A 14,752-nucleotide genomic window follows, 5' to 3' on the forward strand; every position below is an offset into this window, starting at 1 on the left:
CGCGGGTCAGGACCGCTCCACGCGCACGACGGACACGCTTCGGCAACGATGCCCGACGCGGTCTGCGTCCACCTCGACCCCGTCGCCCCAGGCGAGCAGGGCCTCGGCGGCGCCGGCGACCGGCACGTCGGCGCCGTCCTCCCCGAGCGTCACGACGACCGCGTAGGGGTCACCGCCGGCCGGGGCGTGGCGCAGGACGAGCCAGCGGGCGTCCTCGTCGAAGGACACCTCGACGTCGGCGAACCGCGTCGGGCCGGCCGGCAGCAGCCCCCGCCGCAGGGCCGTCAGGTCGGTGTACCAGCTCAGCATCCGCGCGTGGTCGGCGTCGTCGAGCTCGCTCCAGCGCAGGACCGACCGGTCGCGGGTCGCGGGGTCCTGCGGGTCGGGCACGGCGTCGGCCGACCAGCCGTGCGAGCCGAACTCGGCCCGGCGCCCCTCGCGCACGGCGTCGGCGAGCCAGTCCTCGGCGAAGCTCGTGAAGAACTGCCACGGGGTCGAGGCGGCCCACTCCTCGCCCATGAAGAGCATCGGGGTGGTCGGGCCGAGAAGGTACAGGGCTGCGCCGGCCGCCTGCAGCGCCGGGTCGGCCACGAGAGCCGAGATGCGTTCGCCCGTGGCCCGGTTGCCGACCTGGTCGTGGGTCTGCAGGTACCCGAGCAGGCGCCGGGCGTCGAGGTGCTCGCGGTCGACGGGAGCGCCCCACGGGCGGTCGCGGAAGGACGAGAAGGTCCCGTCGTGGAGGAAGCCGCGGGTCAGCACTTTGGCCAGCACCGCGAGCGGGCCCTCCTCGCCGCTGCCCGGGGTGCCGCCGAAGTCGGCGTAGTAGCCCTGGGTCTCGCCGGTCAGCGCCACGTGGAGGGCGTGGTGGACGTCGTCGTCCCACTGCGCCGTCATCCCGCGCCCGCCGTCGGCGGTGGGCGTGACCATCGAGGTGTCGTTGAGGTCGGACTCGGCGACGAGCTCGAGCGGGCGGCCGAGCTCCTCCGCGAGCGCGGCGACGGCGTCCGAGAGCTCGGCGAGGTAGTGCCGCGGCGAGTCGTCCTTGAGCTCGTGGACGGCGTCGAGGCGCAGCGCGTCGACGTGGAGGTCGCGGAACCAGCGCAGCGCGTTGCCGACGAGGAAGCGGCGGACCTGCGCGGAGCCCTCGTGGTCGAGGTTGACCGCCGCGCCCCACGGCGTGTGGTGGGCCTCGGTGAAGTAGGGCCCGAAGCGCGCGAGGTAGTTGCCGCTCGCCCCGAGGTGGTTGTGCACGACGTCGAGGCAGACCCCGAGGCCGCGCGCGTGGCAGGCGTCGACGAACCGCGCGAAGGCGTGCGGGCCGCCGTACGCGTCCTGAACGGCGTAGAGGCCGACGCCGTCGTAGCCCCAGCCGCGGTCGGTCGGGAAGGCCGCGACGGGCATCACCTCGACGACGTCGACCCCGAGGGCGACGAGGTGGTCGAGGCGGTCCACGGCGGCGTCGAAGGTGCCCTCGCCCGTGAAGGTGCCGACGTGCAGCTCGTAGACGACGCCCCCGAGGACGCCGGCACCGTCGCGCGGGCCGCGCCAGGCGGAGTCGGTCCACGGGAAGGACGCCGGGTCGACCGTGCGGCTGCGGCCGTGCACGCTCTCGGGCTGCCACGCGCTGCGCGGGTCCGGGAGCGCGGGCTCCTCGCCGTCGAGGACGAAGGCGTAGTCGAGCTCGCCGCTGCCGGACGGCGGCATCCAGCGCCACCACCCGTCGTCGGCGGCCTCCATCGGCTCCCGCCGCCGCTCGGCCTCCACCCGTGCGTCGTCCGACGAAGGTGTCGATTCCTGCACACCGGACCCCTCGTCCGCGTGTGCATCTTTCGACACATTCGTCGGTTCCTGCACACCGTCCGACCCCGGGGCCGGGGACCACTCGATGTCGACGCGGGTCGCGCTCGGCGCCCACACCTCGATGACGTGCTCGCTCACGACGGGTGTCCCTCCGCGGTGTCGTCGTCGGCGCCGGCGTCCTCCACGCCAGCGTCATCGGCCTCGGCCTCCGGGTCCTGCCGGCCGAGCAGGGCGACCGGACGGTCGGCGAGCAGCCCCTCGAGCGGCGCGGCTCCGGCGGCCACGGGACGGCCCGACAGCACCTCGGTCCACTCCCCCGCCGGCACCTCGAGCGCGGCGTCGCCGAACCCGCCGGCGTCGGCGAGCTTGCCCGCGGCGCGGGTGACGACGACGAGCGCGCGGGCGCCGTCGGCGTCGCCGCGGGCGAAGGCCAGCGCGTGCTCGCTGCCGGTGTCGACCGGCTCGTACGTGGCGTCCGGCCCGACGAACGCCTCCGGGTGCTCGCGCCGCAGCCGCAGCGCGAGCGCGGTGAGGCGCATCTTGTCGTCGTCGAGGTCGAAGCAGGGCTCGTCGTCGTCGACCCGCGCGAGCCGCTCGGCGCGGTCGGACCAGTCGACGGGCCGACGGTTGTCGGGGTCGACGAGCGCGAGCATCCCGATCTCGCAGCCCTGGTAGACGTCCGGGACACCGGGCATCGTCAGCTGGACGAGCTTCTGCCCGAGGATGTTCGCGCGCACCGAGGCCTCGTGCGGCCCGGTCCACGCGTCGAGGTGCTCGTGCACGGCGAGGTCGCGCCCGACGGCCCGCGCGAACGCGACGACCTCCGACTCGTAGTCCTCGTCGCCGTCGACCCACGCGGTGTGGACCTTGGACTCGCGCACCGCCTTGAGGAGGTACTCCTCGAGCCGCGCCCCGCTGACCGGCCACGTCCCGACGAGGGTCTGCCAGACGAGGTACTCGGTCGGGGCGTCGACGCGCTCGGTGCGGTACTGCGCCGCGAGCTCGCGGGCGCGGGCCAGCCACTGCTCCCAGCCGCGGGCGTCCTCGGCGAGGACCATGAGACGGGCCCGGGTGTCCTCGGAACGCTTCGTGTCGTGCGTGGTCAGCGTCGTCATCGACGTCGGCCACTCGGCCTGCTGCCGGGCGCACCACGCGTGGAAGGCGTCGACGTCGGAGGCGAGGACCTCCGGGTGGCCGCCGACCTCGTTGGCCCCCGAGAGCCGGAACCACCGGTAGAACGCGGTGTCCTCGATGCCCTTAGCCATGACCGGCCCGCAGGTCTGCTGGAAGCGCACCCGCAGCTCGTCGGCGACCCGGCCGGTGTCGGGGGCGGCCTCGGGGACCTCGCGGTCGAGCACCAGGCGCACGACGAGGTCGAGCGCGTCCTCGTCGCTCGGCGCGAGGATGCCCCGCGCGCGGGCGGCGGCGTCGTCGACGACCGCGGCCTGCTCGGGGTCGACACCCCGACCGGGCACGACGTAGGCGCGGTAGCGGTCCATCGAGACGAGCAGCGCCTCGAGGGCACGGCGGACGGCGACGGCGTCGGCGTCGGGGACGACCCGGCGCGCCAGGCGCATCAGCCGGTCGACCTCGGCGGCCTGGACGTCGTCCACCACCAGGCGCTTGCTCTCCTGGACGACCCTTTCGAGGGACTCCTCCCCCGGGGCGACCTCGGCCCACAGGCGGTCGAGCGTGCCGGTCTCGTCGGCCGGCGTGAGCACCTGCTGGACGCGCAGCAGCGCGTCGTAGCCGGTCGTGCCGGCGCAGCGCCACGCGTCGGGCAGCCGCTCCTCGCCCTCGAGGATCTTCTCGACGACGACCCACGCGTCGCCGGTGGCGTCGGCGAGCCGCTCGAGGTAGCCGCCGGGGTCGGCGAGGCCGTCCGGGTGGTCGATGCGGAAGCCGTCGACCTGGCCGTGCCCGTGCAGCGCGAGCAGCAGGGCGTGCGTCGCGGTGAAGACGACGGGGTCCTCGACGCGGACGGCGACGAGCGTCGTCACGTCGAAGAAGCGCCGGTAGTTGAGGGCGTCGCCCTCGCGCCAGCTCGAGAGCCGGTAGGCCTGCGCCTCGACGAGCTCGGCGAGCGGGAGCTCCTCGGTGCCGGGCGCGACCGGGAACTCGTGGTCGTAGTAGCGCAGCACCGGGTCGGCCCCGCCCGGGCCGCCGTCCGCGGCGAGGACGAGCTCACCACGGTCGAGGACCTGCTCGAGCGACGCGCCGAGCACCGGCATGAGGATGCGGTCGTCCTCGGCGACCCAGTCGACGTCGAACCAGCCGGCGTACGGCGAGCGTCGGCCCTCGCGCAGGAGCGACCAGAACGGCGCGTTGAGGTGCTCCGGCGAGGGCACGGCCATGTGGTTCGGGACGACGTCGACGACGACGCCGAGCCCGGCCCCACGGCACGCCGCGACGAGCCGGTCGAACGCCTCGCGCCCGCCCGCCTCCTCGCTGATCCGCGTGTGGTCGAGCACGTCGTAGCCGTGCATCGACCCCGGCGCGGGCTGGAGGATGGGCGAGAGGTAGACGTGCGAGACGCCGAGCGAGGCCAGGTACGGGACCTGCGCGGCGGCGTCGTCGAAGCCGAACCCGCCGTGGACCTGGAGCCGGTAGGTCGCCGTCGGGACGACGCGGGAGGGGTCGGGGCGGTGGGCCACCACGGGTCAGACCCTCGTCGCGCCGGCCGCTCCCGCCGCGGGGGTGAGCACCTCGCGGGGGTCGCGCAGGACGATGACCGAGCGCGCCGAGACCGTGACCGTGGAGCCCGCGTCGTGCCACTCGGGCTCGACGCTGTCGGCGGCGGTGTCGATCTCGGTGCACCAGCGCTCGCCCCACTCGTCGCCGGGCAGGACGAACTCGTGGTCCTCGTGGTCGGCGTTGAACAGGACGAGGAAGTCGTCGTCGACGACCGGTCGGCCGCGCAGGTCCGGGCTGGGGATGGCCTCGCCGTTGAGGAAGACGGTCATCATCCGCGCCTCGCCGTCGCTCCAGTCGCCGTCGCCCATCCGCTCACCGCTCGGCTGGAACCACGCGATGTCGCCGAGCTCGGACTGGCCGCCGTGGTCGGCGCTGCCGGCGAAGAAGCGGCGCCGGCGGAAGACCGGGTGCTCGCTGCGCAGCTTCGCGACCGCGCTCGTGAAGGCGAAGAGGTCGCGCTGCTCGTCGTCGAGGTCCCAGTCGACCCACGAGAGCTCGTTGTCCTGGCAGTAGACGTTGTTGTTGCCCTGCTGGGTGCGGCCGATCTCGTCGCCGTGCGCGATCATCGGCACGCCCTGGCTGAGCAGGAGCGTGGCGAGGAAGTTGCGCTGCTGGCGGCGGCGCAGGGCGCGCACCTCCGGGTCGTCGGTCTCGCCCTCGACCCCGCAGTTCCAGGAGCGGTTGTGGCTCTCGCCGTCGCGGCCGTCCTCGCCGTTGGCCTCGTTGTGCTTCTCGTTGTACGAGACCAGGTCCCGCAGCGTGAAGCCGTCGTGCGCGATGACGAAGTTGATGCTCGCGATCGGCTTGCGTCCGTTGTGCTCGTAGAGGTCGCTCGAACCGGTGAGGCGCGAGGCGAACTCGCCGAGCGAGCCCGGCTCCCCGCGCCAGAAGTCGCGGACGGTGTCGCGGTACTTGCCGTTCCACTCGGTCCACAGGGGCGGGAAGCCGCCGACCTGGTAGCCCCCGTCGCCGACGTCCCAGGGCTCGGCGATGAGCTTGACCTGGCTGATCACCGGGTCCTGCTGGATGAGGTCGAAGAAGGCCGAGAGCTTGTCGACCTCGTGGAACTGGCGGGCCAGCGTCGCCGCGAGGTCGAACCGGAAGCCGTCGACGTGCATCTCGGTGACCCAGTAGCGCAGGCTGTCCATGATCAGCTGGAGCACGTGCGGGTGGCGCATGAGCAGGCTGTTGCCGGTGCCCGTCGTGTCGTAGTAGTGCTCCTTGGCGTCGTCGACGAGCCGGTAGTACGCGGCGTTGTCGATGCCCTTGAAGCTGATCGTCGGGCCCATCTCGTTGCCCTCGGCGGTGTGGTTGTAGACGACGTCGAGGATGACCTCGATGTTCGCCTCGTGCAGCGCCTTGACCATCGCCTTGAACTCGGTGACCTGCTCGCCGCGGTCGGCGCGCGCGTACGCGTTGTGCGGCGCGAGGAAGCCGATCGTGTTGTAGCCCCAGTAGTTCGTCAGGCCCTTGGCCTGCAGCGAGGTGTCCTGGACGAACTGGTGCACCGGCATGAGCTCGATGGCCGTCACGCCGAGCTTCGTCAGGTGCTCGACGATCGCCGGGTGGCCCAGGGCCGCGTAGGTGCCGCGGATCTCCTCGGGGATCTCGGGGTGGGTCATCGTCAGGCCCCGCACGTGCGCCTCGTAGATGACGCTCTCGTGGTACTCGTGGCGCGGCGGGCGGTCGTGGCCCCAGTCGAAGTACGGGTTGATGACGACGCCGAGCATCGTCTTGCCGAGGCTGTCGTCGGTGTTGCGGACCTCGGGGTCGTCGAAGTCGTAGCTGAACAGGGCGGGGTCGTTCTCGACCTGGCCCTCGACGGCCTTCGCGTAGGGGTCGAGGAGGAGCTTGCTCGGGTCGCAGCGGTGCCCGTTCTCGGGCTCGTACGGGCCGTGGACGCGGTAGCCGTAGCGCTGCCCCGGCTGGATCGCCGGCAGGTAGCCGTGCCAGACGAAGCCGTCGACCTCCGGCAGGTCGATGCGGGTCTCGGCGCCGTCGTCGTCGATGAGGCAGAGCTCGACACGCTCGGCGACCTCGCTGAACAGCGCGAAGTTCACGCCGGAGCCGTCGTAGGTGGCGCCCAGGGGGTAGGAGGTGCCGGGCCAGATCTCCACAGGTGATGCCTTTCGTGGGGTGTCGCTGCAGGGCCAGCGGCGCTGCCGGCGTCGCGCGGCCGACCGGCCGCTGCGGACTACTCAACCTACCGGTGACGTGCGACGCGACGGACCAGGCCGTCGAACCCTCGTCACGGGTCTCGGTTACTGTCGGGCCAGCCCTACCCCCCGACCCCGAGGAGCAACCCCATGTCCGACCAGCGCGTCGCCGTCGTCACCGGAGCCGCCCGCGGGATCGGTGCCGCCACCGCCGAGCGGCTGGCCCGCGACGGGTTCGCCGTGGCCGTCCTCGACCTCGACGAGGCCGCCTGCGAGGAGGTCGCCGGGCGCATCCGCGACGCCGGGGGCCGCGCGCTCGGGGTGGGCGTCGACGTCTCGGACGCGGCCGCCGTCGAGGCCGGCGTGGCGCGGGTGGCCGACGAGCTCGGCCCGCCGGTCGTCCTCGTCAACAACGCCGGCATCATCCGCGACAACCTCATCTTCAAGATGACCGAGGACGACTGGGACTCGGTGATGGCGGTGCACCTCAAGGGCGCGTTCCTCATGACCAAGGCCTGCCAGGCGCACATGACGCAGGAGCGCTACGGCCGCATCGTCAACCTCTCCTCGTCCTCGGCGCAGGGCAACCGCGGCCAGGCCAACTACTCGGCCGCCAAGGCCGGCCTCCAGGGCTTCACGAAGACCCTCGCGATCGAGCTCGGCAAGTTCGGCGTCACCGCGAACGCCGTGGCGCCCGGCTTCATCGAGACCGACATGACGCGGGCGACCGCCGAGCGGCTCAAGGTCTCGTTCGAGGACTTCCTCACCCACACGGCGTCGCAGATCCCCGTCGCGCGCGTCGGGCAGCCCGCCGACATCGCCGCGACGATCTCCTTCCTCGTCTCCGAGGAGGCCGGCTTCGTGTCCGGCCAGGTCATCTACGTCGCCGGCGGCCCCCTCGACTGACCTCTGCTCCCCACCCGTCTCCCCTTTTCGGGGTCACCCCGAAATGTCCACGAGACCCCGGTTCCGAACCGGGGTCTCGTGGACGAACCGGGGTCTCGGCACCACCGGGCCGTCGAGACCTGACCGGACGGACACGACGACGCCCCCGGACCGCTGCGGTCCGGGGGCGTCGTGGTGTCAGGTGCTCAGAGGCCGAGGTCGCGGCCGATGAGCTCCTTCATGATCTCGTTCGAGCCGGCCCAGATCTTCGAGACGCGGGCGTCGCGCCAGGCGCGGGCCACGCGGTACTCGTTCATGAATCCGTAGCCGCCGTGCAGCTGGACGCACTCGTCGAGCACCTCGTTCTGCACCTGCGCCGAGAACCACTTGGCCTTCGCGGCGTCGACCGGGGTGAGCTTGCCCTCGGCGTGCGCGGCGACGCAGTCGTCGACGTAGGCCTGGGTGACCTCGAGCTTGGTCAGCAGCTCGGCCATCTTGAACTTGTTGTGCTGGAACGAGCCGACGGGCTGCCCGAACGCCTTGCGCTCCTTCGTGTACTCGACCGTCTCGCGGAAGATCTGGAAGGCGTGCGCGGTGTTGGCGACGGCGGCGCCGATGCGCTCCTGCGGCAGGCGCTGCATCATCGCGATGAAGCCCATGCCCTCCTCGCCGAGCCGGTTGGCGTCGGGGACGCGGACGTCCTCGAAGAACAGCTCGGAGGTGTCGGCCTCCTCCTGCCCGACCTTGTCGAGCTTGCGACCGCGGGTGAAGCCCTCCATCCCCTCCTCGACGACGAGCAGGGTGATGCCCTTGGCGCCCTTGGACGGGTCGGTGCGGGCCGCGACGATGACGAGGTCGGCCTGGTAGCCGTTCGTGATGAAGGTCTTGCTGCCGTTGAGGACCCAGTGGTCGCCGTCGCGCACGGCGGTGGTCTTCAGCGCCGCGAGGTCGGAGCCGCCGGAGGGCTCGGTCATCGCGATGGCGGCGATGAGCTCGCCGTTGGCCATGCCGGGAAGCCAGCGCTCCTTCTGCTCCTGCGTGCCGAGGTCGACGATGTACGGCGGGCAGACGTCGGAGTGGATGCCGAAGCAGGACGACACGGCGAAGTTGAAGCCGGCGATGACCTCGGCCGCGATCGCGTTGAAGCGGTAGTCCTCGGCCCCCATCCCGCCGAACTCCTCGGGGATGTCGAGGCCGAAGAGGCCCTGCTTGCCGGCCTCCTTCCAGATGTCGCGCTCGACGGCCTTGACCTCGAGCATCTGCTCGGCACGCGGCTTGAGCGTGCGCTCGACGAACTCGGCGACGGAGGCGCGGAAGTCCTCGTGCTCGGCGGCGTAGACGTTGCGGGGCATGCGGCTCCTCGGCTCGGTGGACGGACGGCGGCGGCACGCCACCGTTGACTAAGCGCTTGCTTAGTCTGACGCCGGTGCGGCATGCTGTCAACCGTGCCCGCGACCACTCCTGCGACCGAGACCGCCGTCCTCGCCGCGCTCGCGCCCGAGGGCGGGCGGCCGGGTGGCGCCACCGACGTCGGCGACACCGCGACGCGGGTGATGCTCGCCGCCGCCGACGCGTTCGCCGAGAACGGGTTCCCCGCGACGACGACGCGCGACATCGCCTCGCGGGCCGGCCTCTCCCCCGCCGGCGTCTACGTGCACTTCTCGTCCAAGGAGAAGCTGCTCTTCGAGATCAGCCGGCGCGGCCACGCCCGGGCCCGCGACCTCCTCGTCGCCGCGGCCTCCGACGCCGCCTCCCCCACCGAGGCCCTCCGCGCGATCATCGGCGGGTTCTCGCGCTGGCACGCCGAGCACCACCAGCTGGGCCGGATCGTCCAGTTCGAGTTCCGCCACCTCTCCCTCGAGCACCAGGCCGAGGTCATCGACCTGCGCAAGGAGATCGACCGGGTCGTCGCCGACGTGCTGCGCGACGGCGTCGAGTCCGGCGAGCTCGACGTCGAGGACGTCCCCACGACCGCGCTGGCCCTGCTGTCGATGGCCATCGACGTCGCCCGCTGGTACGTCCCCGGCGGCCGACGCACCCCCGAGATGGTCGAGCGCACCTACGGCGACCTCGCCGTGCGCCTCGCCGGCGGGCGCCGCTGACCCCTCGCCCGCACCGGGCGCCCCGGCCGCTGCGCGGACCGGCCCTCTCCGGCCGATAGCCTGACGCGGTGACGGAGCACGGCCACGGCGGATCCCCCTCGATCGCGACCCCCGACTACTGGTGGTACGTCGCGCGGGCCGACCTGCTCGAGGTCGCCCTGCGCGAGCTCGTCGACGGCGCCGACACCGCCCTCGACCTGGGCAGCGCGGACGGCCCGAGCGCCGCCTGGTTCCGGGAGGCCGTGGGGCGCACCGCCTCCCTCGACATCGACCCCCGCGGCCTCGCCGCGAACGGGGTCTGCGGCTCGGCGCTCGCCCTGCCCTTCGAGGACGCCTCCTTCGACGCCGTCGCCGCCTTCGACGTCATCGAGCACTGCGCCCCCGAGGCCGACGCCCTCGCCGAGGTGCGCCGCGTCCTGCGGCCGGGCGGGCGCTTCCTCATGTCGGTGCCGGCCTACACCTGGGCGTGGTCGGACTTCGACGTCGCCAACGGCCACCACCGCCGCTACACGAGACGGCGCGCGGTCGCGTCCCTCGAGCGGTCCGGCTTCCGGGTCGAGCGCGCGACGTACGGCTTCAGCACCGTCTTCCCCCTCTTCGTCGCCGAGCGCGCGGCCCGCAAGGTGGCGGGCCGCACCGCGGACGGCGCCGCCGACATCGTCGAGGTGCCGCGGGTCCCACGGCCCCTCAACGCGACGCTGCGCGCGATGTGCCGGGTCGACCGGGCGCTCCTGCGGCGGACCGACCTCCCCTTCGGCTCGTCGGTCTTCGTCGGGGCGACGCGGGTCGGCTGACCGCGCCCCCGCCGGGCTCAGCCGTCGAGCGGCCCCCCGGAGACGACCCGGGCGCGGACGTCGGCGGCCGTCGCCGCCAGGCCGGCCGCAAGGGGGGTCGAGGCGAGGACGTCGACCTCGGGCCACGTCACCGACGCCAGCCGTAGGTCGAGGACCTGCCCGGCCCCGCCCGGCGCCATCGCCGTGCGGACCGGCCGGTGGAAGACCCGCCGCGCCTCCGAGACGAGGTGGCCGACGGTGACCGGACGCCCGGAGGCGACGACCTTGGGGACGAGCACGCCGGGCGCCTCCGCCCGGACCAAATCGGCGCAGCGCCGGAGCATCTGCGCGACGTCGGCGACGTAGACGTAGTCGCGGATCGTGTCGAGCGAGACGAAGACCGGCAGCGGGCGGGTCATCGCGTGCGCGAGGCACAGCTGGGACAGCAGGCCCTGCGGCTTGCCGAGCGTCTGGCCGGGTCCGTAGACGTTGGCCAGCCGGGCGGCGACGGCCCTGCTGCCGGTGCGGGCGACCGCAGCGGCCAGCGCCTCCTCCATCGCCAGCTTGGTGCGACCGTAGGGCACGAGCGGGGCGGGCGGGGTGGCCTCCGTGAACGGCGGCGCCCCGGACCCGGCGTAGAGGCCGCCGGCCGACGACGCGAGGACGACGACCCCGTCGCCGTCCGGGTCCTCGGGCAGGAGCGCGCAGAAGCGCTCGAAGACGCGCAGCTCGGCGGCGAGGGCGTCCGCGCCGGTGGCCACCACCCCGGCCCCGGCGCACCACGCGAGCACCCAGGGATCCCCGTCGGCACGCCGGACGAAGTCGTCGAGGTCGTGGCGCAGCACCTCGAGGGAGCGCTCCTCGTCGGCCCACGGGACCCGCGAGGTGGCCACCTCGTGGCCGGCCGCGCGCAGGGCGCCGACGAGGTGGCGCCCGACCAGCCCGCCGGAGCCGACCACCCAGGCACGCGGCGGCCCGGACGGGCCCGGGCTCACGCCTCGTCCCGCCCGAGCGGACCGTCGCGGCGGTCGCGGACCGGCAGGTACAGCGGCTTGCCCATCGCCATGTTGACCGCCATGCCGACGTACTCGGCGATCACGCCCAGCGCGAAGAGGATGGCGCCCGTCGAGGCCATGAGCAGGACCATCGTCGAGGTCCAGCCGGGCGCCTCCCAGCTGCCGGACACCCGCCCGACGACGAGCACGAGCGCGACGAGCGGGGCGAGGACGACGGCGGCCGCGCCGGTGACGCTGACGAGGCGCAACGGGGTGGTGCCGCTGCTCAGGACGAGGCGCCAGAAGTGCGAGGCGAGGCGGCGCAGGTCGTAGCCCGAGGGGCGCCCGCCCTCCTCGCGCATCGGGACCCCCGCCGTCGTGGTGCGGCGCGCCACCCACGAGATGGCGACGTCGAGGTAGATGCCCGGCCCGGCGTACGCCGCGACCGAGCGGGCGACCTCCCCGAGGACGAGCCGGAAGCTGTTGAAGTCGGCGGCCGGGGCGCCCTTGGCCATCCGCCCGACGATCCACTTGGCCGACCGGGAGGCGAAGTTGCGGGCGGCGCCGTGCGGGGGCTGGTTCGACGGCCTGGCGTAGACGACGTCGGCCTGCTCGGACATCGCCGCGTCGAGCAGGACGCCGATGTCGGCCGGGTCGTGCTGACCGTCCTCGTCCATCGTCACGACCCACTCGCCGCCCGAGGCCGAGATACCGGCAAGCGTCGCCGCGTGCTGGCCGAAGTTTCGGCTCAGCCAGACGGCGCGCACCCAGTCGTGCGCGGCGGCCAGCTCGCGGACCACGACGTCCGAGCCGTCCGGGCCGCAGTCGTCGACGAGCACGAGCTCGTCGACGACGTACGCGCGGCCGGCCGGTGTGGTCCCGACGCTCGTCAGCGGCTCGAGCTCCGTGACGAGCGCGCGCAGCGTCGAACGCCCTTGGTACACCGGGACGATGACCGAGATCCGGTGCGGGAGTTGCTCATCGGACGGCACGGCTGCTCCGGAGGGCTCGGGCGACACGGGTCGCGACGTCGGTCAGTCGCGGGTCAGCTTGCGGTACGTGACGCGGTGCGGGCGCGCCGCGTCCTCACCGAGGCGCTCGACCTTGTTCTTCTCGTACGCCTCGAAGTTGCCCTCGAACCAGTACCAGCGCGACGGGTTCGCCTCGGTGCCCTCGTAGGCGAGGATGTGCGTCGCGACGCGGTCGAGGAACCACCGGTCGTGGCTGATGACCACGGCGCAGCCCGGGAAGTCGAGCAGCGCGTTCTCGAGCGAGCCGAGGGTCTCGACGTCGAGGTCGTTGGTCGGCTCGTCGAGGAGCAGCAGGTTGCCGCCCTCCTTGAGCGTCAGCGCCAGGTTGAGGCGGTTGCGCTCACCACCGGAGAGGACACCGGCCTTCTTCTGCTGGTCCGGGCCCTTGAAGCCGAACTGGCTGACGTAGGCGCGGCTGGGGATCTCGACCTGGCCGACGTTGATGTAGTCGTGGCCGCCGGAGACGGTCTCCCAGAGGTTCTTCGTCGGGTCGAGGCCACCGCGGCTCTGGTCGACGTAGGAGATCTTGACGGTCTCGCCGACGTCGACGCTGCCGCCGTCGGCCTCCTCGAGGCCGACGATCGTCTTGAAGAGCGTCGTCTTGCCGACGCCGTTCGGGCCGATGACCCCGACGATGCCGTTGCGCGGCAGGGTGAAGGAGAGGTCCTCGATGAGGACGCGGTCGCCGAAGCCCTTCGTGAGGTTCTTGACCTCGATGACCTTGCTGCCCAGGCGCGGCCCCGGCGGGATCTGGATCTCCTCGAAGTCGAGCTTGCGGGTGCGCTCGGCCTCGGCGGCCATCTCCTCGTAGCGGGCGAGGCGCGCCTTGGACTTGGTCTGCTTCGCCTTCGCGTTGGAGCGGACCCACTCGAGCTCCTCGGCGAGGCGCTTGGCGAGCTTGGCGTCCTTCTTGCCCTGGATCGCCAGGCGGGCCTGCTTCTTCTCGAGGTAGGTCGAGTAGTTGCCCTCGTAGGGGTAGGCGCGGCCGCGGTCGAGCTCGAGGATCCACTCGGCGACGTTGTCCATGAAGTACCGGTCGTGCGTCACGGCGACGACGGCGCCGTGGTAGCTCGCGAGGTGCTGCTCGAGCCAGAGGACGGACTCGGCGTCGAGGTGGTTGGTCGGCTCGTCGAGGAGCAGCAGGTCGGGCTTCTGCAGGAGCAGCTTGCAGAGGGCGACGCGGCGGCGCTCACCACCGGAGAGGACGGTGACGTCGGCGTCCGGCGGCGGGCAGCGCAACGCGTCCATCGCCTGCTCGAGCTGGGAGTCGAGGTCCCAGGCGTCGGCGGCGTCGATGGCCTCCTGCAGCTGCCCCATCTCGGCCATCAGCGCGTCGAAGTCGGCGTCCGGCTCGGCCATCTCGGCGGAGATCGCGTTGTAGCGGTCGACCTTCGCCTTGATCTCGCCGGCGCCCTCCTCGACGTTGCCGAGGACGGTCTTCTCCTCGTTGAGCTCGGGCTCCTGCATGAGGATGCCGACCGTGTAGCCCGGGGTCAGGCGCGCCTCGCCGTTGGACGGCTGGTCGAGGCCGGCCATGATCTTGAGGACGGACGACTTGCCGGCGCCGTTCGGTCCGACGACGCCGATCTTGGCGCCGGGCAGGAACGAGAGCGTGACGTCGTCGAGGATGACCTTGTCGCCGTGCGCCTTGCGGGCACGCGACATCACGTAGATGAACTCGGGCATGGGCCCCAGCCTAACGAGCCGGGACCCCCTGCCCGAATCCGCGGCGCCCGCCGCCGCGCCCTCAGGCGGCGTCCTCCCGGGCCGGGGGCACGAGCGGCCCGGTGTCGGCCGCCGCGGCCCGGTGCCCGTCGTCCTCGCCGACCACCTCGTAGGCGTCGCGCAGCGCGTCGCCGAACCCGCTCGCCGGCAGGGCGGGCGCGAGGTCGCCGTTGCGGGTGTAGCTGGTGCTGCCCCACCGCAGGTCGTGCCCGAGGGCGTCTGCGGCGATCTCGACGACCGCGCCGGACGAGCCGTCGTCGCGCCGGAACTGGCGCACCCGCTGCCGGCCGGTGACGACGACCGGGTGCCCCTTGCGCAGCGACCGCGACGCGTTGTCGCCCATGGTGCGGTAGGCCGTGACGTCGTAGTAGCTGGGCTCGGAGTCGGTCCACCGCCCGGGCTCGGAGCGGTCCTGGTGCCGCTCGGACTGGGCGATGCGGAAGACCGTGAACGGCCCGGCGCGGCCCTGCTTGACGACGGGGTCGGCCACGAGGCGCCCCTGGACCGTCACGTGCGTCTCGTACATCGTGTGCTCCTCCCCGGGTCCCGTCCGTCGGGACCTCTCGGGACCACCCTCGGCTCCACGGTGCA

The 14,752-nt window shown here is 72.9% G+C and carries 11 protein-coding genes; 3 read left to right on the forward strand and 8 right to left on the reverse strand.

Annotation, left to right across the window (positions count from 1 at the left end; all coding sequences use genetic code 11):
• Positions 1–6: 6 nt before the first annotated feature.
• The 3 genes from treZ to glgX are packed head-to-tail and all read right to left on the reverse strand — an operon-like array spanning position 7 to position 6,611.
• Positions 7–1,938: a malto-oligosyltrehalose trehalohydrolase gene (gene treZ / locus IG69_RS0107005; protein WP_281174722.1), complete on the reverse strand. Its 1,932-nt coding sequence runs from the start codon at positions 1,936–1,938 to the stop codon at positions 7–9.
• A complete protein-coding gene (gene treY, locus IG69_RS0107010; RefSeq protein WP_169742045.1) occupies positions 1,935–4,457 on the reverse strand; it encodes a malto-oligosyltrehalose synthase in 2,523 nt (840 codons plus the stop codon). Before treY ends, treZ begins: the two co-directional genes overlap by 4 nt.
• Before the next feature lie 3 nt (positions 4,458–4,460).
• A complete protein-coding gene (gene glgX, locus IG69_RS0107015; protein ID WP_030527455.1) occupies positions 4,461–6,611 on the reverse strand; it encodes a glycogen debranching protein GlgX in 2,151 nt (716 codons plus the stop codon).
• Between the two features lie 189 nt (positions 6,612–6,800).
• On the opposite strand from glgX, the gene fabG reads away from it, so the two are divergent.
• Entirely contained in the window at positions 6,801–7,556 is a 756-nt protein-coding gene (fabG, locus tag IG69_RS0107020; protein ID WP_030527456.1) for a 3-oxoacyl-ACP reductase FabG, read from the forward strand.
• Between the two features lie 185 nt (positions 7,557–7,741).
• Here the strand turns inward: fabG and IG69_RS0107025 are convergent, their stop codons facing one another.
• Entirely contained in the window at positions 7,742–8,887 is a 1,146-nt protein-coding gene (locus IG69_RS0107025) for an acyl-CoA dehydrogenase family protein (protein WP_030527457.1), read from the reverse strand.
• Positions 8,888–8,980: 93 nt separating this feature from the next.
• On the opposite strand from IG69_RS0107025, the gene IG69_RS0107030 reads away from it, so the two are divergent.
• Both IG69_RS0107030 and IG69_RS0107035 read left to right on the forward strand, forming a co-directional pair.
• A complete protein-coding gene (locus tag IG69_RS0107030; RefSeq protein WP_030527458.1) occupies positions 8,981–9,637 on the forward strand; it encodes a TetR/AcrR family transcriptional regulator in 657 nt (218 codons plus the stop codon).
• A 68-nt stretch (positions 9,638–9,705) separates the two neighbouring features.
• The gene (locus IG69_RS0107035; protein WP_030527459.1) at positions 9,706–10,431 is read left to right on the forward strand and encodes a class I SAM-dependent methyltransferase; all 726 of its coding nucleotides are present in this window, start codon (positions 9,706–9,708) and stop codon (positions 10,429–10,431) included.
• 17 nt (positions 10,432–10,448) lie between these two features.
• Here IG69_RS0107035 and IG69_RS20085 read toward each other — a convergent pair whose 3' ends face one another.
• The 4 genes from IG69_RS20085 to IG69_RS0107055 form a co-directional block, all read right to left on the reverse strand.
• Positions 10,449–11,405 (reverse strand): NAD-dependent epimerase/dehydratase family protein, encoded by a 957-nt coding sequence (locus IG69_RS20085; RefSeq protein WP_036829387.1) that lies wholly within the window; start codon positions 11,403–11,405, stop codon positions 10,449–10,451.
• Positions 11,402–12,424, reverse strand: coding sequence for a glycosyltransferase family 2 protein (locus IG69_RS0107045; protein WP_342666154.1), 1,023 nt, complete (start codon positions 12,422–12,424; stop codon positions 11,402–11,404). Before IG69_RS0107045 ends, IG69_RS20085 begins: the two co-directional genes overlap by 4 nt.
• Positions 12,425–12,439: 15 nt before the next feature.
• Positions 12,440–14,122 carry an energy-dependent translational throttle protein EttA gene (ettA, locus tag IG69_RS0107050; RefSeq protein ID WP_030527462.1) on the reverse strand — a complete coding sequence of 561 codons (1,683 nt, stop codon included), beginning with the start codon at positions 14,120–14,122 and terminating at the stop codon, positions 12,440–12,442.
• 61 nt (positions 14,123–14,183) lie between these two features.
• The gene (locus IG69_RS0107055; RefSeq protein WP_051750326.1) at positions 14,184–14,687 is read right to left on the reverse strand and encodes a single-stranded DNA-binding protein; all 504 of its coding nucleotides are present in this window, start codon (positions 14,685–14,687) and stop codon (positions 14,184–14,186) included.
• Positions 14,688–14,752 lie beyond the last annotated feature (65 nt).

Origin of the sequence: Phycicoccus jejuensis, from assembly GCF_000720925.1 — a bacterium.
In the GTDB taxonomy this organism is placed as follows: domain Bacteria; phylum Actinomycetota; class Actinomycetes; order Actinomycetales; family Dermatophilaceae; genus Phycicoccus; species Phycicoccus jejuensis.

Excerpts from the sequence above, each read along its gene's own strand:
- IG69_RS0107025 (WP_030527457.1), bottom strand. The coding sequence starts at position 8,887 with ATGCCCCGCAACGTCTACGCCGCCGAGCACGAGGACTTCCGCGCCTCC.
- ettA (WP_030527462.1), bottom strand. The coding sequence starts at position 14,122 with ATGCCCGAGTTCATCTACGTGATGTCGCGTGCCCGCAAGGCGCACGGC.
- IG69_RS0107055 (WP_051750326.1), bottom strand. The coding sequence starts at position 14,687 with ATGTACGAGACGCACGTGACGGTCCAGGGGCGCCTCGTGGCCGACCCC.
- fabG (WP_030527456.1), top strand. The coding sequence starts at position 6,801 with ATGTCCGACCAGCGCGTCGCCGTCGTCACCGGAGCCGCCCGCGGGATC.